Origin of the sequence: Pseudomonas sp. NBRC 111130 (assembly GCF_001320485.1) — a bacterium.
In the GTDB taxonomy this organism is placed as follows: Bacteria; Pseudomonadota; Gammaproteobacteria; order Pseudomonadales; family Pseudomonadaceae; genus Aquipseudomonas; species Aquipseudomonas vlassakiae.
Window position 1 is genome coordinate 1 of the sequence record NZ_BCBG01000063.1, and the last position, 20,289, is coordinate 20,289.

The 20,289-nt window shown below is 63.2% G+C and carries 16 protein-coding genes and 1 pseudogene; 10 read left to right on the forward strand and 7 right to left on the reverse strand.

The window, feature by feature from the left end; all coding sequences use genetic code 11:
- Positions 1 to 44 precede the first annotated feature (44 nt).
- Positions 45 to 1,010: a bile acid:sodium symporter family protein gene (locus APH33_RS21270; RefSeq protein WP_054887035.1), complete on the forward strand. Its 966-nt coding sequence runs from the start codon at positions 45 to 47 to the stop codon at positions 1,008 to 1,010.
- 95 nt (positions 1,011 to 1,105) lie between these two features.
- Positions 1,106 to 1,423, forward strand: a complete 318-nt coding sequence (gene sugE / locus APH33_RS21275; protein WP_054887036.1) for a quaternary ammonium compound efflux SMR transporter SugE — start codon at positions 1,106 to 1,108, stop codon at positions 1,421 to 1,423.
- A gap of 9 nt (positions 1,424 to 1,432) precedes the next feature.
- Here the strand turns inward: sugE and APH33_RS21280 are convergent, their stop codons facing one another.
- Positions 1,433 to 3,310 (reverse strand): MFS transporter, encoded by a 1,878-nt coding sequence (locus tag APH33_RS21280; RefSeq protein ID WP_054887037.1) that lies wholly within the window; start codon positions 3,308 to 3,310, stop codon positions 1,433 to 1,435.
- Between the two features lie 266 nt (positions 3,311 to 3,576).
- Here APH33_RS21280 and APH33_RS28050 point away from each other — a divergent pair.
- Together APH33_RS28050 and APH33_RS28055 are read left to right on the forward strand one after the other, a co-directional pair.
- Positions 3,577 to 4,641 (forward strand): annotated as a pseudogene (locus APH33_RS28050) (methyl-accepting chemotaxis protein); the annotation flags it as partial.
- Positions 4,633 to 5,496, forward strand: coding sequence for a methyl-accepting chemotaxis protein (locus APH33_RS28055; RefSeq protein WP_371263270.1), 864 nt, complete (start codon positions 4,633 to 4,635; stop codon positions 5,494 to 5,496). The pseudogene APH33_RS28050 and the gene APH33_RS28055, both read left to right, overlap by 9 nt.
- 120 nt (positions 5,497 to 5,616) lie before the next feature.
- On the opposite strand, the gene APH33_RS21290 is transcribed toward APH33_RS28055, so the two are convergent.
- From APH33_RS21290 to APH33_RS21300, 3 genes are all read right to left on the reverse strand, one after another.
- Positions 5,617 to 6,450 (reverse strand): amidohydrolase, encoded by an 834-nt coding sequence (locus tag APH33_RS21290; protein WP_054887049.1) that lies wholly within the window; start codon positions 6,448 to 6,450, stop codon positions 5,617 to 5,619.
- Positions 6,451 to 6,471: 21 nt separating this feature from the next.
- Positions 6,472 to 7,746 carry an MFS transporter gene (locus tag APH33_RS21295; RefSeq protein WP_054887039.1) on the reverse strand — a complete coding sequence of 425 codons (1,275 nt, stop codon included), beginning with the start codon at positions 7,744 to 7,746 and terminating at the stop codon, positions 6,472 to 6,474.
- Positions 7,747 to 7,885: 139 nt separating this feature from the next.
- A complete protein-coding gene (locus APH33_RS21300) occupies positions 7,886 to 8,617 on the reverse strand; it encodes a GntR family transcriptional regulator (protein ID WP_054887040.1) in 732 nt (243 codons plus the stop codon).
- 149 nt (positions 8,618 to 8,766) lie between these two features.
- Between APH33_RS21300 and APH33_RS21305 the strand changes: the two genes are divergently transcribed.
- Positions 8,767 to 9,945 (forward strand): MFS transporter, encoded by a 1,179-nt coding sequence (locus APH33_RS21305; protein WP_054887041.1) that lies wholly within the window; start codon positions 8,767 to 8,769, stop codon positions 9,943 to 9,945.
- A 232-nt stretch (positions 9,946 to 10,177) separates the two neighbouring features.
- Positions 10,178 to 13,654: a hybrid sensor histidine kinase/response regulator gene (locus APH33_RS21310; RefSeq protein WP_054887042.1), complete on the forward strand. Its 3,477-nt coding sequence runs from the start codon at positions 10,178 to 10,180 to the stop codon at positions 13,652 to 13,654.
- Here APH33_RS21310 and rmuC read toward each other — a convergent pair.
- The gene (rmuC, locus tag APH33_RS21315; protein WP_177332434.1) at positions 13,626 to 14,999 is read right to left on the reverse strand and encodes a DNA recombination protein RmuC; all 1,374 of its coding nucleotides are present in this window, start codon (positions 14,997 to 14,999) and stop codon (positions 13,626 to 13,628) included. The genes APH33_RS21310 and rmuC overlap by 29 nt on opposite strands.
- A 151-nt stretch (positions 15,000 to 15,150) precedes the next feature.
- Entirely contained in the window at positions 15,151 to 15,513 is a 363-nt protein-coding gene (locus APH33_RS21320) for a sel1 repeat family protein (protein WP_054887050.1), read from the reverse strand.
- A 954-nt stretch (positions 15,514 to 16,467) separates the two neighbouring features.
- Between APH33_RS21320 and APH33_RS21325 the strand changes: the two genes are divergently transcribed.
- From APH33_RS21325 to APH33_RS21335, 3 genes are all read left to right on the forward strand, one after another.
- Positions 16,468 to 16,692 carry a hypothetical protein gene (locus APH33_RS21325; RefSeq protein ID WP_054887044.1) on the forward strand — a complete coding sequence of 75 codons (225 nt, stop codon included), beginning with the start codon at positions 16,468 to 16,470 and terminating at the stop codon, positions 16,690 to 16,692.
- Positions 16,693 to 16,941: 249 nt separating this feature from the next.
- A complete protein-coding gene (locus APH33_RS21330; RefSeq protein WP_054887045.1) occupies positions 16,942 to 17,424 on the forward strand; it encodes a hypothetical protein in 483 nt (160 codons plus the stop codon).
- Positions 17,425 to 17,570: 146 nt separating this feature from the next.
- Positions 17,571 to 18,836: an OmpP1/FadL family transporter gene (locus APH33_RS21335; RefSeq protein WP_054887046.1), complete on the forward strand. Its 1,266-nt coding sequence runs from the start codon at positions 17,571 to 17,573 to the stop codon at positions 18,834 to 18,836.
- A gap of 43 nt (positions 18,837 to 18,879) precedes the next feature.
- Here APH33_RS21335 and APH33_RS21340 read toward each other — a convergent pair whose 3' ends face one another.
- Positions 18,880 to 19,809 carry a LysR family transcriptional regulator gene (locus APH33_RS21340; protein ID WP_054887047.1) on the reverse strand — a complete coding sequence of 310 codons (930 nt, stop codon included), beginning with the start codon at positions 19,807 to 19,809 and terminating at the stop codon, positions 18,880 to 18,882.
- Between the two features lie 114 nt (positions 19,810 to 19,923).
- On the opposite strand from APH33_RS21340, the gene APH33_RS21345 reads away from it, so the two are divergent.
- The gene (locus APH33_RS21345) at positions 19,924 to 20,184 is read left to right on the forward strand and encodes a DUF2798 domain-containing protein (RefSeq protein ID WP_054887048.1); all 261 of its coding nucleotides are present in this window, start codon (positions 19,924 to 19,926) and stop codon (positions 20,182 to 20,184) included.
- The last annotated feature ends 105 nt before the right edge of the window (positions 20,185 to 20,289 follow it).

Consider the following 20,289-nt stretch of genomic DNA (forward strand, 5'->3'; position numbering starts at 1 on the left):
CCCCATGAAATTCATAAAGCTATAAATAGAAAAGGAATTGCCCCATGCGTGCCCTCGCCGCTCTCAGCCGCTTCGTCGGCAACACCTTTGCCCTGTGGGTGCTGGTGTTCGCCGTGCTGGCCTTCCTGATGCCCCAGTGGTTCATCGCCCTCAAGGTCGCCATCGTGCCGCTGCTGGGCCTGGTGATGTTCGGCATGGGGCTGACCCTCAAGCTCGACGACTTCGCCGCCCTCGCCCGCCAGCCCTGGCGTGTGGCCCTGGGCGTGGTGGCGCACTTCGTGATCATGCCGGGCATGGCCTGGCTGCTGTGCCAGCTGTTCCACCTGCCGGCGGAAATCGCCGTGGGCGTGATCCTGGTCGGCTGCTGCCCGAGCGGCACGGCGTCGAACGTGATGGTCTGGCTGTCCAAGGGCGACCTGGCGCTGGCAGTGGCGATCGCCGCGGTAACCACCCTCCTCGCCCCGCTGCTGACCCCGGCACTGATCTGGTTCCTGGCCTCGGCCTGGCTGCCAGTGTCCTTCATGGACATGTTCTGGTCGATCCTGCAGCTGGTGATGCTGCCGATCGTCCTCGGCGTGCTGGCGCAGCGCTTGCTGGGTGCGCGGGTGCAGATGGCGGTGCAGGTGCTGCCGCTGGTGTCGGTGGTGAGCATCGTGATGATCGTCTGTGCGGTGGTGGCGGCCAGCCAGGCCAAGATCGCCGAATCCGGTTTGCTGATCATGGCGGTCGTGGTGCTGCACAACACCTTTGGTTATCTGCTGGGCTACCTCACCGGCCGGCTCTGCAACTTGCCGCTGGCCCAGCGCAAGTCGCTGGCGCTGGAGGTGGGCATGCAGAACTCGGGGCTGGGCGCGGCGCTGGCGGCAGCGCATTTCTCGCCGCTGGCAGCGGTGCCGAGCGCGCTGTTCAGCGTCTGGCACAACATCTCCGGAGCACTGCTGTCGACCTGCTTCCGGCGGATGGAAGAACCTTCGGCCGAGGCTGCAGAGGTTGAGCCAGCCAGGCATTGATGTGTACCCTGATCGCCACTGTGAGGACGACCTCACGACGCACCGCGTGACCATTCCGGGGACGGCCCCATCATTCGCAACGATGGAGAAGCATCATGTCCTGGATCATCCTGTTCTTCGCCGGCCTGTTCGAGGTCGGCTGGGCCGTCGGCCTGAAGTACACCGACGGCTTCAGCAAACCGCTCCCGACCGTACTCACCGTCGCCGCCATGGCCATCAGCCTGGGCCTGCTGGGCCTTGCCATGAAGGAACTGCCGCTGGGCACCGCCTATGCCATCTGGACCGGCGTCGGCGCCGTCGGCACGGTGATCGCCGGGATCATCCTGTTCGGCGAGTCGATGGCCCTGGTACGGCTGGTCAGCGTGGCGCTGATCATTACCGGCCTGATCGGCCTGAAAGTCAGCGCCAGCTGATAACCCTGCTCAGCGCAGGCCACCGCGCAAGCGGCTGACCTGCTCACGCAAGGCCTCTGGCTGCGCCGCCTCCACCGGGATGGCGGCGCCAGCCACGATGGTCACCCGCGACCACAGGCGCTTGAAGAAGCCCTTGGCCGGGTCGCGACTGAAGAAACTCCCCCACAGGCCCTGCAGCGCCAGCGGAATCACCGGCACCGGGGTTTCTTCGAGGATGCGGCTGACGCCTCCCTTGAACACGTCGATTTCGCCATCTCCGGTCAATTTGCCTTCCGGGAAGATACACACCAGCTCACCGTCTGCCAGGTACTCGGCGATACGCGCAAAGGCCCGATCATAAGTGGCCTGGTCTTCGTTGCGCCCGGCAATCGGAATGGCACCCGCCGTGCGGAACACGAAGTTGAGCACCGGCAGGTTGTAGATCTTGTAATACATGACGAAGCGGATCGGCCGACGGATCGCCCCGCCCAGCAGCAGTGCATCGACGAACGACACATGGTTGCACACCAGCAGCGCTGCGCCTTCATCGGGGATGCGTTCAAGGTCGCGGTGCTGCACGCGGTACATCGAATGGCTGAGCATCCAGATCAGGAAGCGCATGGTGAACTCGGGCACGATCCTAAAGATGTAGGCATTGACCAGCACGTTCAGCAGCGACACCACCAGGAACAGCTGCGGGATGCTCAGCTTGAGCACGCTCAGCAGGACAATGGTGAAGATCGCCGAGACCACCATGAACAGCGCATTGAGAATGTTGTTGGAGGCTATTACCCGTGCCCGCTGGTCTTCGGCAGTGCGCGCCTGGATCAGCGCGTACAGCGGCACGATGTAGAAGCCGCCGAACACGCCGAGGCCAACGATAGACACCAGGATCCACCAGGCCTGGTGCATGCCCAGCAGCGCCAGCCAGTCGTGCGGCTGGGCGCCGGCCGGTACGTCACCTGAATGCCACCACCAGAGCAGGCCGAACAAGGTCAACCCAAACGAGCCGAACGGCACCAGGCCGATTTCCACCTTGCGCCCACTGAGGCGTTCGCACAGTAGCGAGCCGACGGCGATACCGACCGAGAACAAGGTCAGCACCAGGGTCACGGCAGTCTCGTCGCCGTGCAGCCACTCCTGGGCGTAAGTCGGGATCTGCGTCAGGTAGATGGCGCCGACGAACCAGAACCACGAGTTGCCGACGATCGAGCGCGACACTGCCGGGGTCTGCCCCAGGCCCATGCGCAGGATCACCCACGACTGCTTGAAGATGTTCCAGTCCAGCGCCATCTGCGGCGACGCTGCCGCGGCCCGGGGAATCCAGCGGCTGGCCAGGTAGCCGAGCACGGCGGTGCCGACCACGCCACCGGCCACCACCGTGGCATAGCTGTCATTGGCCATCATTACCCCGGCGCCAATGGTGCCGACCAGGATGGCGAGGAAGGTGCCCATCTCCACCAGGCCGTTGCCCCCCACCAGCTCTTCTTCACGCAGGGCCTGGGGCAGGATCGAGTATTTCACCGGGCCGAACAGCGCCGAGTGGGTGCCCATGCCGAACAGCGCCACCAGCATCAGCGTGAGGTGGTTGGTGACGAAGCCGATGGCGCCGACCGCCATGATGACGATCTCGGCCAGCTTGATCGCGCGGATCAGCGCATCCTTGGCGAACTTCTCGCCAAACTGCCCGCCCAGCGCCGAGAACAGAAAGAACGGCAGGATGAACAGCAGCGCGCAGAGGTTGACCCAGATCGATCGATCGCCGTCGCCCAAGCTGAGCTTGAACAGAATGGCCAGGATCAACGACTGCTTGAACAGGTTGTCGTTGAAGGCACCCAGTAACTGGGTGACGAAGAACGGCAGGAAACGCCGCTTGCCGAGCAAGGTGAATTGCGAGGGATGACTCATCGTCCTTGTTCCTGAGTGTCTTTTGTCATTGGAGGCACGCGAAGCGCTGCAAGCCACAAATCTGCATGGGAAAGCCACCGCCTGGCAAGGAACCCCGGACAATTCAGGAACCCGCTCACAATTTGATATCACAGTGATATTAATTTTTTGCCAGCCACTGTTCAGACTTTGTTACACATGCCGATAATTCATATAGATGACTATATCTGACAGAAGGAACAGACCTCAGGTCTCCTCCAACGCATAAGAAAAGGAGCTCGGCAGTAATGTTTACCTGGTTTGGCGACCTCAGGATCGCCCACAAACTCTTTCTCGGTTTCGGCCTGGTGCTGTGCCTGACACTTGTGCAGTCGCTGATCAGCTGGGACGGCCTGGGCAGCCTGGTACGCCGTAGTGAGGTCGTCAGCGACGTATCGCGCCTCAACGACGCCCTCGGCGACCTGCGCGAAGCGCGCTTGCGCCATGCCATGGCCAACGGCGCCCCCGCCGAGAGCAAACAGCTGCAAGTTGCGCTGGACGCCTTCAAGCCGACACTGGCAAAGCTGCGCGAGGTGATGATCAGGGCGCAGTCCCATGCGCTGATCAATACCGCCGACCAGGCACTGCAGAGCTACAGCGGCAACCAGGCCGCCAGTTTCCGCTCCTATGAAAAGATGCGCGCAGCGCAAAAGGAAATGGGCGCCCTGGCCACCCAGTCGTTCGCCAGCATCGAGCAGATTCGCAATCAGGTCCGCGCTTTGCCCGATGCCGAGCAGCGTTTCGTGCGCATCGAGGCCATCAACCAGATACGCGAAAACCTGATCCTGCTGCGCTACCACGTTCGTGGTTATACCGGTAATACCAATGCCGAGACCGAGAAACTGATGAACACACAGATCGCCACCACGGTGAACGATCTGCCGGGGCTGGTCGCCCGCTTCAACGGCAATTTCCCGCAGCAGTTCCAGCAACTGGAGCAGCAGGTGCAGGCCTATGCGAAGGCCGTAGAGGCGTTCCGTGGCGAGGTCAGCCACCTGGTGGACTACCGCGCCGCCATGGCCAACGATATCGAAACCCTCAATGGTGTCATTGGCCAACTGCTGGACGACCAGGCGGTGCTGGTCGCCAGGGACAGCCACTTCGCCCGCACCCTGCAGATCGCCACCACCCTGCTCGCCTTGCTGCTCGGCGCCCTGGCTGCCATGGTCATCGCCCGGCAGATCAGCCAGCCGCTGCGCCAGGCACTGAAAACCATGGAACAGGTGGCTGCCGGTGACCTCAGCGAACAACCGGCCAGCCGCCGCCGCGACGAAGTCGGCCAACTGCAGAACGCCCTGCAGGGCATGACCCGCAACCTGCGTGAGCTGATCGCCCAGGTGCGCGATGGCATTTCGCAGATTGCCAGCGCTACCGAGGAGCTTTCGGCGATCACCGAGCAGACCAGTGCCGGTGCCAACAACCAGAAGGTGGAAACCGACCAGGTGGCGACGGCCATGCAGGAAATGGCTGCCACCGTCCACGAAGTCGCCCGCAATGCCGGCGAAGCCTCTAGCGCCGCCAGCGCCACCGACGAGGAAGCCCGTGAAGGTGACAGCGTGGTCAACCGCGCCGTGGCCCAGATCAGCCGCCTGGCCAGCCAGGTGGACGCTACTGGCGAAGCCATGGGCGCGCTGCGCACCGAGAGCCAGCGTATCGGCAAGGTCATGGACGTGATCAAGGCCGTGGCCGAACAGACCAACCTGCTGGCACTCAATGCCGCCATCGAAGCGGCCCGGGCCGGTGAAGCGGGCCGTGGTTTCGCCGTGGTGGCAGATGAAGTGCGCAGCCTGGCACAGCGTACCCAGGCATCGACACTGGAGATCGAATCGGCGATCGGCAGCCTTGAGCAAGGCACCCGCTCGGTGAGCGAGCTGATGGAGCAGAGCCAGAGCCTGACCGAAAGCAGCGTGGCGCTGGTGCGTGAGGCCGGGGTGGCGTTGGAGGGGATTACCCAGCGGGTATCGGCGATTGAGCTGATGAACCAGCAGATTGCCGCGGCTTCGGAGCAGCAGAGTGCGGTGGCTGAAGAGATCAGCCGCAGCGTGGTGACAGTGCGGGATATTTCCGAACAGACCGCCGAGGCCAGTCAGCAAACTTCGGCGTCCAGTGTGGAGCTGGCGCGGCTGGGTGGGCAGTTGCAGCAGATGATCAGCCGGTTCCGGTTCTGATTTTCCTGTGCTGGCCTCTTCGCGGGCTTGCCCGCTCCCACAGGTACTGCGCAGTCTTCAAGACTGCGGTGATCCTGTGGGAGCGGGCGCGCCCGCGAAGAGGCCGGCACAGTCGCTACATCACTCGAACCCGAACAACGCCTGAGCAGTATCCACCAGCAGCGCCCGGCGCAATTCGGCCGAGCAGCCCAAGGCCTCGAACTGCTCGACCGCCGTGGTATAGCTCACCGCTGACTCATGCTGGGTATGCGGCCAGTCGCTGCCCCACATCAGTCGTTCAGCACCGTAATGGGCCTCCAGAGCACACAGGGCCTGACGTGCAAACGCCGGATTCTGCTCCGGCGTACCTTCCAGTCGATAAATGCCGGACACCTTGACCCACACCTTGCCCTTGCCGCCCAGCGTCAACAGCTCGGCAAAGCCCGGTTGCCCAAGCCCCAGACGGGCATCGGGCCGACCGAAATGGTCGACCACAATGTTCAGACCATAAGGCTCCAGGGCCCGCAACAGCGCAGGGGTGTCCGCGACATGGCGGTGCAGCTCCAGATGCCAGCCCTGTTCACCAATGCGTTCCAGCAGGGGTCGCCATTCGGCGCCCGTCAGGTCTGGGAGGCCCTGGCCCATGAGGTTCAGACGCACGCCCCTGACCCCAAGCCGATCCATTTCCTGCATCGTCTCGCGCTCGACGTCCCGGTCAAGCATCACCACCCCGCGCAGTTGCCCCGGCGCGGTTTGCAGGGCGCTGAGCAGGTAGCGGTTGTCGGTGCCCAGGAAACTGGGCTGCACCAGTACGCCATGGCTGAAACCATGGGCCAGCAACTGGCCCAGGTAGTCGCCCAGCGGCGCATCGTAGCTGGGCGCGTAACGCCGCTCGCTGGCCAGGTTCAGCCCACGGCTGAACACGTGGGCATGGCTGTCGATGGCGGTGAGGTGTGAAACAGGAACGTCGGGCATGGTCATCACAGGACAGTCAGGTTACTTGGCGACAGCGCCAGCCATTTCTGGCGCTGGCGTGGTCTCAAGGTTGCGGCCACGGGTTTCCGGCAGGCACAGCGCGGCGAGCATGGCCACGCCGTAGGCGATGCCGGCATCGATACCGATCGCACTACCCAGCGACATGGATTCGCTCATGTGGCCGACCAGGAACGGGAACACCGCCGACAGCACGCGGCCGAAGTTGTAGCAGAAGCCGACCCCGGCACCGCGCACGTCGGCCGGGTACAGTTCGTTGAAGAACGCCCCCAGGCTGGCCGGGATGCCAGCGGCGAAGAAGCCCAGCGGGAAGCCGAGGAACAGCATCTGGGTATTGCTCAGCGGGAAGAACACATAGGCCTGCACCGTGAGCACGCAGCACAGCGCGAACAGCAGGATGTTCTTGCGCCGGCCGATGCGGTCGATCAGCAGGCCGCTGACCACGCAACCACACCAGAAGGCGAATATGATCACCGCCAGGTAGCCACCGGAGTTCAGCACCGACAGGTTGCGTTCAGTCTTGAGGAAGGTCGGCAGCCAAGTCATCACCGCGTGGTAACCGCCGTGGGCGCCCAGGCCCAGCAGGCCGCCGAGCAAGGTCACGCGCAGCAGCTCCGGGCGGAAGATGCCGGACATCGACTTGAAGAAGCTGCCGGGAATGGCCTTCTCCTTCTGCAGGCGCTGGAAGCTGTCCGGCTCCGGCACGTTGCGGCGTACCCAGATGATCAGCAGCGACGGCAGCAGGCCGACGAAGAACATCACCCGCCAGGCGTACTCGGCCGGTACCAGCGAATAGATCAGGGTGAACAGCCCCACCGCCAGGCCCCAGCCTACAGCCCAGGCGCTTTGCACCGTGCCCATGACCTTGCCGCGGTATTTCGGGTTGATGGTCTCGGCCATCAGCACCGCACCGGCCGCCCACTCGCCACCAATGCCGAAGCCCTGCATGGCCTTGACGAACAGCAACGGGTAGAAGCCGGTGACGAACGCCGAAAGGAAGGTGAAGAAGGAGAACCAGAGGATCATCCACTGCAGGGTGCGCACGCGGCCATAACGGTCCGACAGGGTGCCACCGAGCCAACCACCGAGCGCCGAGGTCACCAGGGTCACTCCGCTGATCAGGCCAGCATCGCCCTTGGTCAGCGAGAACGCGGCGATCAGCGCGGGAATGGCCAGGCCGAACATCTGCACTTCCAGCGCATCGAGCGACCAGCCACCGAAACAGGCCCAGAACGTTTTGCGTTCCCGTGAAGTGATCTGGCGATACCAGCTGAACATGGTTGTTATCCTTCTTAGTCGTGTGTGTTACGGCCGGGCGTGCCGAAGCTCTGGCAGGCTGGCGACCGGGCAGGCGAAGCCACTGCGCCGTGGCAGAACGGCGCAGACGGGTAACGGGCGAAGCAGCCGGTTTAACGGCTCAGCGAATGTCGACGCGGTAGCGGAAGTGTTGCGCGTGGCCGCGCGAGCGGCGCCATTCCAGCGGTTTGCCGGCGTAATCGCGGGCCAGGCGCTCGATCACCACCACCGGGCTGTTGGCCGGTAGCTGCAACAAGCGGCCATGGGCAGCATCAACCGCTTCGGCGGTCAGGGTCTCTTCGGCGTAGGCGACCACCTGGCCGCACAGCTCCTCGTAGATGGGGTAGAGCAGCGGGCCTTTGCTATCCAGTTCGACGTCAAGCAGTGGCTGGAACGTCTGGCGCGGCAGCCAGATTTCCTCGGCAAGCACCGGCTGTGCGCCGAGCAGACGGGTACGGACAATGCGGATGACCTCGGCTTCGACGGCCAGGCCCAAGGCCTGGGCAACGGCCGACGGTGCCAATACCGGCTCGATCGAGAGAATGCGGCTTTCCGGCATCAGCCGCTCGCCGGTGGCGCTCTCGAAGCGGAAGAAGCGGAACAGCGAAGACTGGAACTGTGGGCGGCGGATGAACGTGCCGCGGCCCTGCTGACGCTCTAGCACGCCTTCGGCGACCAGCACGTCGACGGCCTTGCGCACGGTGCCGACAGACATGTCGAACTCGGTGGCCAGGGCGGCTTCGGTGGGAATGGCCTCGCCCGGGCGCCAGCGATTGTTGGCAATCTGCTCGATCAGGTGATCGCGCAGTTGTTGATAGCGGGGTAGTCGAGCATCACCGGACAGTGGGTGCATGGGTCGGCTCTCGTCTTGTTATGTAAACATATATATGAATTTTCCGAGAGTATTCCCCGTGGGGTCCGAGCTGTCAATCCTCCGCTGGTCGCCGCTGCTGGCCTCCCTTATCCTCACCATCGGAAAATCCCCATGACAAGGATGTGGTAATGCTCGCTGCCCTGAAAGGCTATCCCGCCAGCGTCCGCCTGCTGCTGACCACAACGTTTACCCTGACGGTGGCCCGCGCCCTTACCCTGCCCTACCTGGTGGTCTATCTGGCCGACAACTTCCAGCTGCCGGTCGGCCAGATCGGCCTGCTGATCGGTGGCGCGCTGATCGTTGCTTCGCTGCTGAGTCTGTACGGCGGACACCTGGTCGACACCGTGCGCAACCACACGCTGGTCAGCGCCAGCACGCTGGTCTTCGCTCTCGCCTTCATGGTCGCCGTCGCCAGCCGTTCGGTATGGCTGTTCTTCACCTGCCTGGTGCTGATCAACCTGGCCCTGGCGGTGGTCGACATCGCCGCCAAGGCCGGCTTCTGCGCGCTGCTGCCGGTGGAACAACGGGCCGAGGTGTTCGCCATCAAGTACACCCTGAGCAACGTCGGTTATGCCGTCGGCCCGTTGCTTGGCGTGGCCATGCTGGAGCTGGACGACCACCTGCCTTTCATTGCCTCGGCGCTGACCGGCCTGGGCATGTGCATGGCCTACTGGCGGCTCGGCGACCGTGGGCTGCAGGCCAGTGCCCAGGAGCAGCCGAGCGTCGGATTCAGCCAGGTTGCGCTGGGGCTGGCGCGTGACCGCCGGCTGGTGTGCTTTACCCTGGGCGGCGTGCTGAGCGCGGTGGTGTTCGGCCAGTTCACCGCCTACTTGTCGCAGTACCTGGTGGTGACCAGCAGCGCCAGCGAGGCGGCACGCTTGGTCGGTTACCTGGTAACCACCAACGCGGTGACGGTGATAGCCCTGCAGTACCTGATCGGTCGACGCATCGGCCGCCAGCAGCTGATGCCCTGGCTGATGGCCGGCATGGCGCTGTTCATCGCCGGGCTGCTCGGCTTTGCCATGGCCGGGTCGGTAGTGGCCTGGTGCCTGGCGATGCTGGTGTTCACCCTGGGCGAGATCATCGTCATCCCTGCCGAGTACATGTTCATCGACCTGATTGCACCGGAGCACCTGCGCGGGGTGTATTACGGGGCGCAGAACCTGTCCAACCTCGGGGCAGCGCTGGGGCCGGTGCTGGTGGGGTTTGCCCTGGGGCGGTGGTGGCCGGGGGTGATCTTCTACCTGCTGGTGATGTCGGTGATACTGGCGGGAGTGTTCTACTGGCTGGGCACTCGTCGGGGATGATGTTGCCTGTACTGGCCTCTTCGCGGGCACGCCCGCTCCCACAGGTTCATTACAAGCCTTGAGGATTGCGCTGTACCTGTGGGACCGGGCTTGCCCGCGAAGAGGCCGGTACAGGCAAACGATGAGCCTGCGACGACTCGCCGCTGCGACCATCGTCTGCGCTGACGAACCGCCGCCTGCGTGCCAGACTGATTGATCGGGACCGCGTTATCTTTCTTGCTCCGGAGTTTTCATGTCGTTGTCCAGCGGGCTGATCGCCGTGGTCGCCCTGGCCTATATGGCCGTCATGTTCGCCATCGCCTTCTACGGCGACCGCCGCAGCACGCCGTTGCCGCCGCGCCTGCGTGCCTGGGTCTACAGCCTGTCGCTGGCGGTGTACTGCACCAGCTGGACGTTCTTCGGCGCGGTCGGCCAGGCCGCGGAACAGCTGTGGGCGTTCCTGCCGATCTACCTCGGGCCGATCCTGCTGCTGATTTTCGCGCCGTGGGTGCTGCAGAAGATGGTGCTGATCAGCAAGCAGCAGAACATCACCTCGATCGCCGACTTCATTGCCGCTCGCTATGGCAAGTCGCAGTCGCTGGCGGTGGTGGTGGCGCTGATCTGCCTGGTTGGCGTGCTGCCTTATATCGCCCTGCAGCTCAAGGGCATCGTGCTCGGCGTCAACCTGCTGATCGGCGCCAATGCCGACGCCACCGGTACCCGGGTGCAGGACACCGCGTTGGTGGTGTCGCTGGTGTTGGCGCTGTTCGCCATCGTTTTCGGCACCCGCAGCCTGGACGTCACCGAGCACCACCGCGGCATGGTCCTGGCGATCGCCTTCGAGTCGCTGATCAAGCTGCTGGCATTCCTCGCGGTGGGCGTGTTCGTGGTGTTCAACCTGTATGACGGCTTCGACGACCTGCTCAGCCAGGCGCGCCAGTCGGTGCAACTGGACAGCTATTGGCAGGAAACCATCAACTGGCCGTCGATGGTGGTGCAAACCGCCGTGGCGATGATGGCGATCATCTGCCTGCCGCGGCAGTTCCATGTCACCGTGGTGGAGAACATCGAACCCCAGGACATGCGCCTGGCGCGCTGGGTGTTCCCGCTGTACCTGGCGCTGGCTGCACTGTTCGTGGTGCCGATCGCGCTGGCCGGGCAGATGCTGCTGCCGGGCACGGTGATATCCGACTCCTTCGTCATCAGCCTGCCGCTGGCCGAAGCCCACCCCAGCCTGGCCCTGCTGGCTTTCATCGGCGGTGCTTCGGCCGCTACCGGCATGGTCATCGTCGAGGCGGTAGCGCTGTCGACCATGGTCTCCAACGACATGCTGCTGCCCTGGCTGCTGCGCCGCAACAATGCCGAGCGGCCGTTCGAAGCGTTCCGCCACTGGATGCTCTCGGTACGCCGGGTGACCATCGTGGTGATCTTGCTGCTGGCCTATGTCAGCTACCGCCTGCTCGGCTCCACCGCAAGCCTGGCGACCATCGGCCAGATCGCCTTCGCCGCCGTCACCCAGCTGACCCCGGCCATGCTCGGCGCGCTGTACTGGAAGCAGGCCAACCGCCGTGGAGTGTTCGCCGGCCTGGCGGCGGGCATCTTCCTGTGGTTCTACACCCTGGTGCTGCCGATCATCGCCCATAGCCTGGGCCTGTCGCTGGGTCTGTTCCCGGGCCTGGCCTGGCTGCATGGCAACCCGCTCGACCTGCCGATCAGCCCCTTGACCCAGGGGGTAGTGCTGTCGCTGGCGGGCAACTTCACGCTGTTTGTATGGGTGTCGATGTTGTCGCGCACCCGCGTGTCTGAGCACTGGCAGGCAGGCCGCTTCATCGGCCAGCAGACCAGCGCCCGGCCCAGCAGCAAACCGTTGCTGGCCGTGCAGATCGAAGACCTGCTCACCCTCGCCTCGCGCTTCGTCGGCGAGGAGCGCGCGCGGCAAAGCTTCATCCGCTTCGCCTACCGCCAGGGCAAGGGTTTCAACCCCAACCAGAACGCCGATGGCGACTGGATCGAACACACCGAACGCCTGCTGGCCGGTGTGCTCGGCACCTCCTCGACCCGTGCCGTGGTCAAGGCCGCCATCGAAGGCCGCGACATGCAGCTTGAAGACGTGGTGCGCATCGCCGACGAAGCCAGCGAAGTGCTGCAGTTCAACCGCGCGTTGCTGCAGGGTGCCATCGAGAACATCAACCAGGGCATCAGCGTGGTCGACCAGAACCTTCATCTGGTGGCATGGAACCGCCGTTACCTGGAGCTCTTCAACTACCCCGAGGGCCTGATCAGCGTCGGCCGGCCGATCGCCGACATCATCCGCTACAACGCCGAGCGCGGCCTGTGCGGCCCGGGCGAGGCACAAGTCCATGTGGCGCGGCGCCTGCACTGGATGCGCCAAGGCCGCGCCCACTCTTCCGAGCGGTTGTTTCCCAATGGCCGGGTCATCGAACTGATCGGCAACCCGATGCCCGGCGGGGGCTTTGTGATGAGCTTCACCGACATCACGCCGTTCCGCGAAGCCGAACAGGCGTTGCGCGACGCCAACGAACGCCTGGAGCAGCGCGTGGCCGAACGCACTCACGAGCTGTCGCAACTCAACCAGGCCCTGTCGGAAGCCAAGAGCCAGGCCGAAGCGGTGAGCAAGTCCAAGACCCGCTTCCTCGCTGCGGTCAGCCATGACCTGATGCAGCCGCTGAACGCTGCGCGACTGTTCTCCGCCGCCCTGTCGCAGCAGGCCGAAGGCATGAACGAAGAGGCCCAGCAGCTGGTGCAGCACATGGACAGCTCGCTGCGCTCGGCCGAAGAGCTGATCAGCGACCTGCTGGACATCTCGCGCCTGGAAAACGGCAAGATCACCCCCGACGCCAAACCCTTCGCCCTCAATGAACTGTTCGACACCCTTGGCGCCGAGTTCAAGGTGCTGGCCGCCGAGAAGGGCCTGGAGTTCCGCTTGCGCGGCAGCCGCCTGCGGGTCAACAGCGACATGAAACTGCTGCGCCGGGTGCTGCAGAACTTCCTCACCAATGCCTTGCGCTACGGCAAAAGCCCGATCCTGCTGGGTGTACGCCGCCAGGGCGAGCACCTGTGGCTGGAGGTCTGGGACCGAGGCCCGGGTATCGCCGACGACAAGCTGCAGGTGATTTTCCAGGAGTTCAAGCGCCTGGACAGCCACCAGACCCGCGCCGAAAAAGGCCTCGGCCTTGGCCTGGCGATCGCCGACGGCCTGTGCCGGGTGCTTGGCCACAGCTTGCAGGTGCGCTCCTGGCCCGGCAAGGGCACGGTGTTTCGCGTCCACGTGCCGATTGCCCATCAGGCCGCAGCGGCGCCGAGCGCCCCGGTAGAAACCGCGAGCCAGCCGCTGGCGGGCTTGCAGGTGCTGTGCGTGGACAATGAAGACAGCATCCTGATCGGCATGAACAGCCTGCTCAGCCGCTGGGGCTGCCAGGTATGGACTGCGCGCAACCGCGCCGAGTGCGAAGCGTTGCTGGCCAAGGGCATGCGCCCGCACCTGGCCTTGGTGGACTTTCACCTGGATGACGGCGAAACCGGCACCGGGCTGATGGGCTGGTTACGTGCACGCCTGGGCGAGCCGGTGCCCGGCGTGGTGATCAGCGCCGACGGCAGCAAGGAAACCTTGGCCACCGTGCATGCCGCAGGCCTGGACTACCTGGCCAAACCGGTGAAGCCGGCGGCCTTGCGCGCCCTGCTCAATCGCCATCTGAGCCTGGTTCAGTAACCGCCTCGTCGGCCAGCGCTTCGTCTGACAGGGCCCGTTCGAGCAGCTCGGCCGGCAGGCTCTTGCTGGCGCGGGCACCGAGCAGCTTGAGCTGTTCGCTGCGGCTGACCAGGTTGCCGCGCCCTTCACACAGCTTGTTGCGAGCGGCGGCGTAGGCCTTGTCGACCTGCTGCAGGCGGTTGCCCAGCTCGTCCAGGTCCTGGATGAACAGCACGAACTTGTCATACAGCCACCCGGCGCGCTCGGCGATCTCTCGGGCGTTCTGGCCCTGGCGCTCCTGTTTCCACAGGCTGTCGATGACCCGCAGGGTGGCCAGCAAAGTGGTCGGGCTGACGATCACGATCTGCCGGTCGAACGCTTCCTGGAACAGGTTGGGTTCGGCCTGCAGCGCCGCCGAGAAGGCTGCCTCGATCGGCACGAACAACAGCACGAAGTCCAGGCTGTGCAGGCCTTCGAGGCGATTGTAGTCTTTGCTCGACAGGCCTTTGACGTGGTTGCGCAGCGACTGCACGTGCTGCTTGAGGGCAGCTTCGTCGTTGCTGCCGACAAATTGCTGGTAGGCGGTAAGGCTGACCTTGGCGTCGACCACCACCTGCTTGTCACCGGGCAGCATGATCAGCACGTCAGGCTGAAAGCGCTCGCCATCGGCACTCTTCAGGCTGACCTGGGTCTGGTATTCGCGGCCTTTCTCCAGGCCGGCATGTTCCAGCACCCGTTCAAGAATGAGCTCACCCCAGTTACCTTGGGTCTTCTGGCCCTTGAGTGCCTGTGTGAGGTTGGTGGCTTCGTCTGACAGTCGCAGGTTGAGTTGTTGCAGACGCTCCAGCTCCTTGCCCAGCGAGAAGCGCTCGCGGGCCTCTTGCTGGTAACTTTCCTCGACACGTTTTTCGAACGCCTGGATACGCTCCTTGAGCGGGTCGAGCAACTGGCCCAGGTGCTGCTGGCTGGTCTGGGCGAAGCGCTGTTCGCGCTCGTCGAAGATTTTCGTGGCCAGGTCGGCAAACTGGGCGCGCAGGGTGTCACGGGCCTCCTGGAGGTCTTCGAGGCGCTGCTGGTGACTGTCCTGCTGTTCGCGCAGCTCGGCCTCCAGGCGCGCGGCCTGGGCCTCCAGACGACGCAGTTCTGCTTCGCGAGTGGCGCGTTCGATGTGCCAGGCGTGGGCCGCATCGCGGGCGTTGTCGCGGTCGACCTGCAGCAGTTCCAGTTCACGGCCCTGGGCGGCCAGCTGGGCCTGCTTGACGGCGTTGGCTTCACTGAGGTCGCTGACTTCGTCGCGGCTGGCATCCAGTTGCGCCTGCAGGCCAGCCTGCGCCAACTGCGCACTGCTCAGGCGCTCCTCGAGCAGGGCCTGCTCGCCGTGGCGCGCAGCCTGACGGCGCTGCACGTGCATGACCCACCCCAGGCAAGGCAAAGCCCCTGCCACCAAGCCCAGCAGAATGCTGGCCAGATCCACTGTCATGCGTACCCCGATCACACCATTGCGAGTTGAGTGCAGCTTACCAGCCTGCCCCGTCGGGCGCCTGTTTCGCCGCATCGGCCTCGAGCAGCCGCGCATACTCCTGCTGCGCCCGTTGGTCCCCGGCCCGTGCCGCCTGACGCAGCAGTTCATGGCCGATGCGACGGTCCCGGGCATTGCCGCAATCACGGCAGAGCATTTGCCCCAAGCGGCTCTGCGCCACCACCACACCTTCGCGCGCGGGCTGCTTGAGCAGGTGCCCGGCAATGTGTTTGATCTGAGGCTTGTCACCCAACCTCGGGCTGTCGAGCAGCCAGAGGGCCACTTTCAGGGAAAAGCGTTTGGGCGAAGGGGCTGATGAGGCGACAACGGGGCTGGCGAGGGGTTTACCGCGAAACTTCATGACCGACAGGGATGGCAATTCGAAGGGCGCGCAACTCTACTCCTTTTTTTTGTGCATGGCCTGTCGATTTCCGGCGGATTGCAATTTTTTTCGATGATTTTTTCTTGACGTTTCCGAGTGGATGACTGGCTGGTCGTCAGGTGCCTTACGATTGTCGGACAGTTCTCGGAGGTGCTGGCACGCCCGTCCTAGAGCAAGCGCTCGGGACAATCCACAGTTCCTGTGGATAACTCGGTGGACAACCCCTCCAATGAGGCCGCAAACCCCCGAAAAATGGGGCTTTCGCTCAAACTGACGATTTTTTCACCAGCAAAAATTAGTGTTTTTTTTCATTGACTTAAGGGTCCAGTCAAGTCATTGGCGAGCATGAGGAGGGCTGTTGCCCGCGTGTTACAAGTCATGCTTCGAATGTGAACAAGTGCACTGAAAGCCTGCGTTTGGATGCACGAAATTGGCCCATCGGGCCGGTTGGAGGCCGGTTGGCCCCTCTTCCCATAAGGAGGAAGACACGCCATACTGCGCGGCTAGCCTGAAGAAACACGCAATGCTTGCAAAGGCCGCGTATTTTCGTTAAGGTGCGCCACGTTAGTACCCAAGCTGAAAGTCAATTCTGGCCAGAAGCGTCCTTGCAGCCCATCGCTCTCCCGAACGATCGCTGCTGAAACCAGGACCGGCCCCCTCGATGATTCTCTCGCCAGCCCAGCGCTGTTCAAGCACGAATCAACCGGAAGATTGATCAGGATCCCACCCCGACGGCCTAGAACCTTGGCCCCGGTGTGCTGCCTGCCTTCTGAAGTACCTACCAGTCAGCCCAAGCGCCCACACTTTGATTGCGCTCTCTCTGGCTGCCCTGTTCCAGTCAGGTTCGTTCGTCCCTTAATAAAGGCGTCACTGGAACGTTTCTATCATGCACGGATCATAATCCCCGTGTTTAAAGCAGGAACCTCCAATAACATGCAAACTCATCATCAAATTCAGGCTGCCATTGGCACCCTCTCCCAAGCTTTCTCGCCGTTGAAGTGCCTTATCGTTGCCCCACGCAAGGGCAGCTTCAGCTTCACCCTGGTGGACGAGCACGGTATCGCCTGCCACACCGAACGCCTGTACCCTGAACAGTACAGCCACTCGGAACCCCTGCAGGCGGTAATCGCCCGCACCCGTCAATCGCTCACCGCGTGAGCTGCGAATATCGGGGCATTCACAAGCTGAATGGCGCCTGTCGCAAGCTGCCTGATCGTTCTGATGCTAATTGCCGCCAGGCATATGGCAACGGGCGGCAGGCAGCAATCGATTTAAAAACAGCCCTTTACACCACGATTATCACACTACACTTCAACTCGAGCGGTCTTTACCGCTTCCGGCGGGCCTGACCAAATCACCAGCTGCCAAGCTCCAGCGCCCGTCGGCCCTTTACTGCTCGAGGGCATCATGGGTATCGCGGCGAATGAATTGTGTCAGTATGTGATCCGACCTACCCTGGTCTATCTGAATCGCCATTGCGCCAGCGCCGAAGCCCTTCTGCTCGGTATCGCGGCCAGCCAGTCGGCACTCGGTTCGGCTTTGCACGATCGCCGTGGCCACGGCCTCTACCGCATTGGCGAAAGCCGGCACCAAGCCATCTGGGATCATTTCCTTGCCCGTGACCCGGAGCTGGCCAGCCTGGTTCGCGGCCTGGCCAGCCAGCACGCCTTTCTCGGCGGGCCGCACCTGGAACTCACGGTGAACCTGCGATACTCCACAGCTATCGCCTGGATGCTCGTCGAAGAGCAAGCCACGCCGCTGCCAGCGGCCGATGACTTGCTCGGCCTGGCTCGAATCTGGCGGCAGATTTTCCACCCCCAAGGTCGCCTGCGCGACTTTACCCAGGCTTGGCATTTATGCGTTGAGCAGAAATTGCCACAGGCATCTTAAGAAGCGTCCTACATCTTTGTTAGAAAAAATGGAATTTTGGTCGGATTGTCCTACAAAACAGCGCGATCTCCTTTAATTCAGGCTATAGCGCGGCGCGTGATTTGTTGGTAGCTTTTCGCCCCGGAGATCACAAGGAGTTTCTAATAATGAAAAAAGCAATGCTCAAAACCTCCCTCGGCGTAGCCGTTGCCCTGGCATCCAGCCAACTGTTCGCTGCCGGCTTCGCACTTAACGAACAAAGCATCAGCGGCATGGGTACCGGTTTTGCAGGTCGTTCTTCTTCTGCCGAGGACGCCAGCACGGTGTACGGCAACCCTGCAGGCATGTCGCGCCTCAAACGCCAGGAAGTCACCGTGGGCGGAGCTGCCGTAATCGCCAAGACTGACATTTCCGGCCCAGGCAGCCGCCCGCTGCCAGGCGAAACCGATGGTGACATGGTGCCGACCGTTGGCGTCCCGATGGGCTACTACGTGAAACCGATCGATGAGCATTGGAGCGTCGGCTTTGGTGTTTACGTGCCATACGGCCTGGTAACCGATTATGGCAGCGGCGACGCCGCTCGCTACTGGGGCAAGAAGAGCCACGTCGAGGTCATCACCTTCCAGCCTACCGTCAGCTACGCCTTCAACGACAAGGTGTCGATCGGTTTCGGCCCGACCATCAACCGCATCAAGGGCGAGCTGGGCTCGAACACCATCAACCCGCGCTCCCCAGGCGTGAACGATGGCGAAGTGAAGATCAAGGGTGACGACACTGCCGTCGGTTACAACATCGGCATCCTGGTGCAGGCCACCGACCGCACCCGCGTCGGCCTGACCTACCACTCGATGGTCGACTACAAACTCGAAGGCGACACCAAGATCAACAACGCCCTGATCGGGCCTTTCAGCGGCAGCAAGTTCGACGCCACGCTGAAGATCAAGACACCTGAGTCCGTGGACTTCTCGGTCACCCACGAACTGGACGACCAGTGGACCCTGTATGCCGGCAGCACCTGGACCCGCTGGAGCCGCCTGGAAAACATCACCGTCAACAACGACGTCCCGGCACCGCTGAGAGCCCAGTTCGGCACCATCACCGAAGAGCAGAACTGGCACGATACCTGGGCTCACGCCATTGGCGCCTCCTACAAGGTGAACAAGGAGTGGGTGCTGCGTACCGGCTTCTCTGTCGACCAGTCGCCAACCAACAACACCGACCGCTCGCCGCGCATCCCAACGGGTGATCGCAAGGCAATCAGCATCGGTGCCGGTTACAGCCCAACCGACGACATGACCATCGACGTGGCCTACTCCTACCTGTGGGAAGAGGACACCAAGGTCAACCTGGCCAGCCCCACCAAGGGTCGCTACCAGGCCAAGTACGAGAACAGCGCCCACGGTATCGGTGCCTCGCTCACCTACCGCTTCTGATTCGTACCCGCCCCATCAAGAAACCGCCCTCGTGGCGGTTTTTTCATGCCTGCACTTGCCAGCCATCCCCCAACGACTCACGCAGGTAGTCCATGAACGCACGCACTTTTGCGGTCATGGCGAAACGATCGGCCACGCACAGGTAGATATCCATTGGCTCGGTCTGGGCGTAGGCCTGGCCGCTTTCGCTGTATTCGAACAGCGGCACCAGTGCCCCCGAGGCCAGATGCGGCCTGACGATGAACTCGGCCAATCGGGTGATGCCGCCATCGTTGAGGGCCATCTGGGTCAGGGCATCGATGTCGTCGCTGATCAACACGCTGCCGAACTCCGCCTCGAAACGCATGCCGTCACGCACAAAGCCCCAACGCAGGAAGCGGCCGTCCACCGGATAACGGAAGACCAGGCAGCGGTGATCCCGCAGCACCTCGGGACTGGTCGGCAAACCGGCGCTGGCGAGGTAACCCGGTGACGCGCAGCAGATGAACGGGATGCGGGCGATGTGCCGCGCGAGCAGCTGGTCTTCCAGTTGCGGGGTGATGCGCAGGCTGACATCGACATCTTCGCGGGCGTGATTGACCTTGCGATCAGTCGTTATCAATTCTATCGAAAGCAGTGGATAGCGTGCGCTGAAGGCCGGGATCAGAGGCGCCAGCACATGGCGACCAAAAGCGGAAGTCGAGGCGATGCACAGGCGCCCTTGTGGCTCACTGTCGGGTGTGGTGACCGCCTGTTCGGCAAGGGCCAGGTCGCGCTCGATGTGCCTGACCCGTTCGTAATACTGGCTACCGGCAGGCGTCAGCGCCATGCTGCGGGTGGTACGGCTGAGCAGGCGCACGTGCAGGTGCCCTTCCAGGCGCGCCAGGTTCTGGCTGACCGCTGCCGGGCTGAGGCCGAGGTTACGGGCGCCGGCGGCGATGCTGCCGGCTTCGACCACTTTGATGAAGCTGCGGATGGCGTTGAGCAGATCCATGGCAAGCTCTTCGATTCGTAAGAATCTCTTTATAAAGAACTCAATCCAGCGGGTCTACAGCCGCTGCCGGCGGCATTGCTAACCTGCGCCCTCAGTCAACCTTCAGGAGATCGCATGAGCAATCTGTCCCACACGCGCAGCCGGCGCAAACTACGCCCGAGCGCTACGCCGTACGTGTTCGCGTTTTACATGTCATCGATCATGGCGCTACTGATGTGCTTCGTGATCACGGCGGCGAATGCCGGGGTGAACCCGGACTACCTGAGCAATGTGCTGAAGGCTTACCAATTGGCGATGCCAGTGGCATTTGTGTGCGTGCTGATGGTGAGGCCGGTGGTGGTGAAGCTGGTGGCGATTACTGTGCATCCACACTGACAAAGGCAGCCGCAATGCAATTGGGTGAGGGCTGAAAGGTGCTCGTCGACAGTCTTGCAGCGCCTGCGAGATCGAGCGCCGCCCGCGCGGCGCATCGCGGGCAAG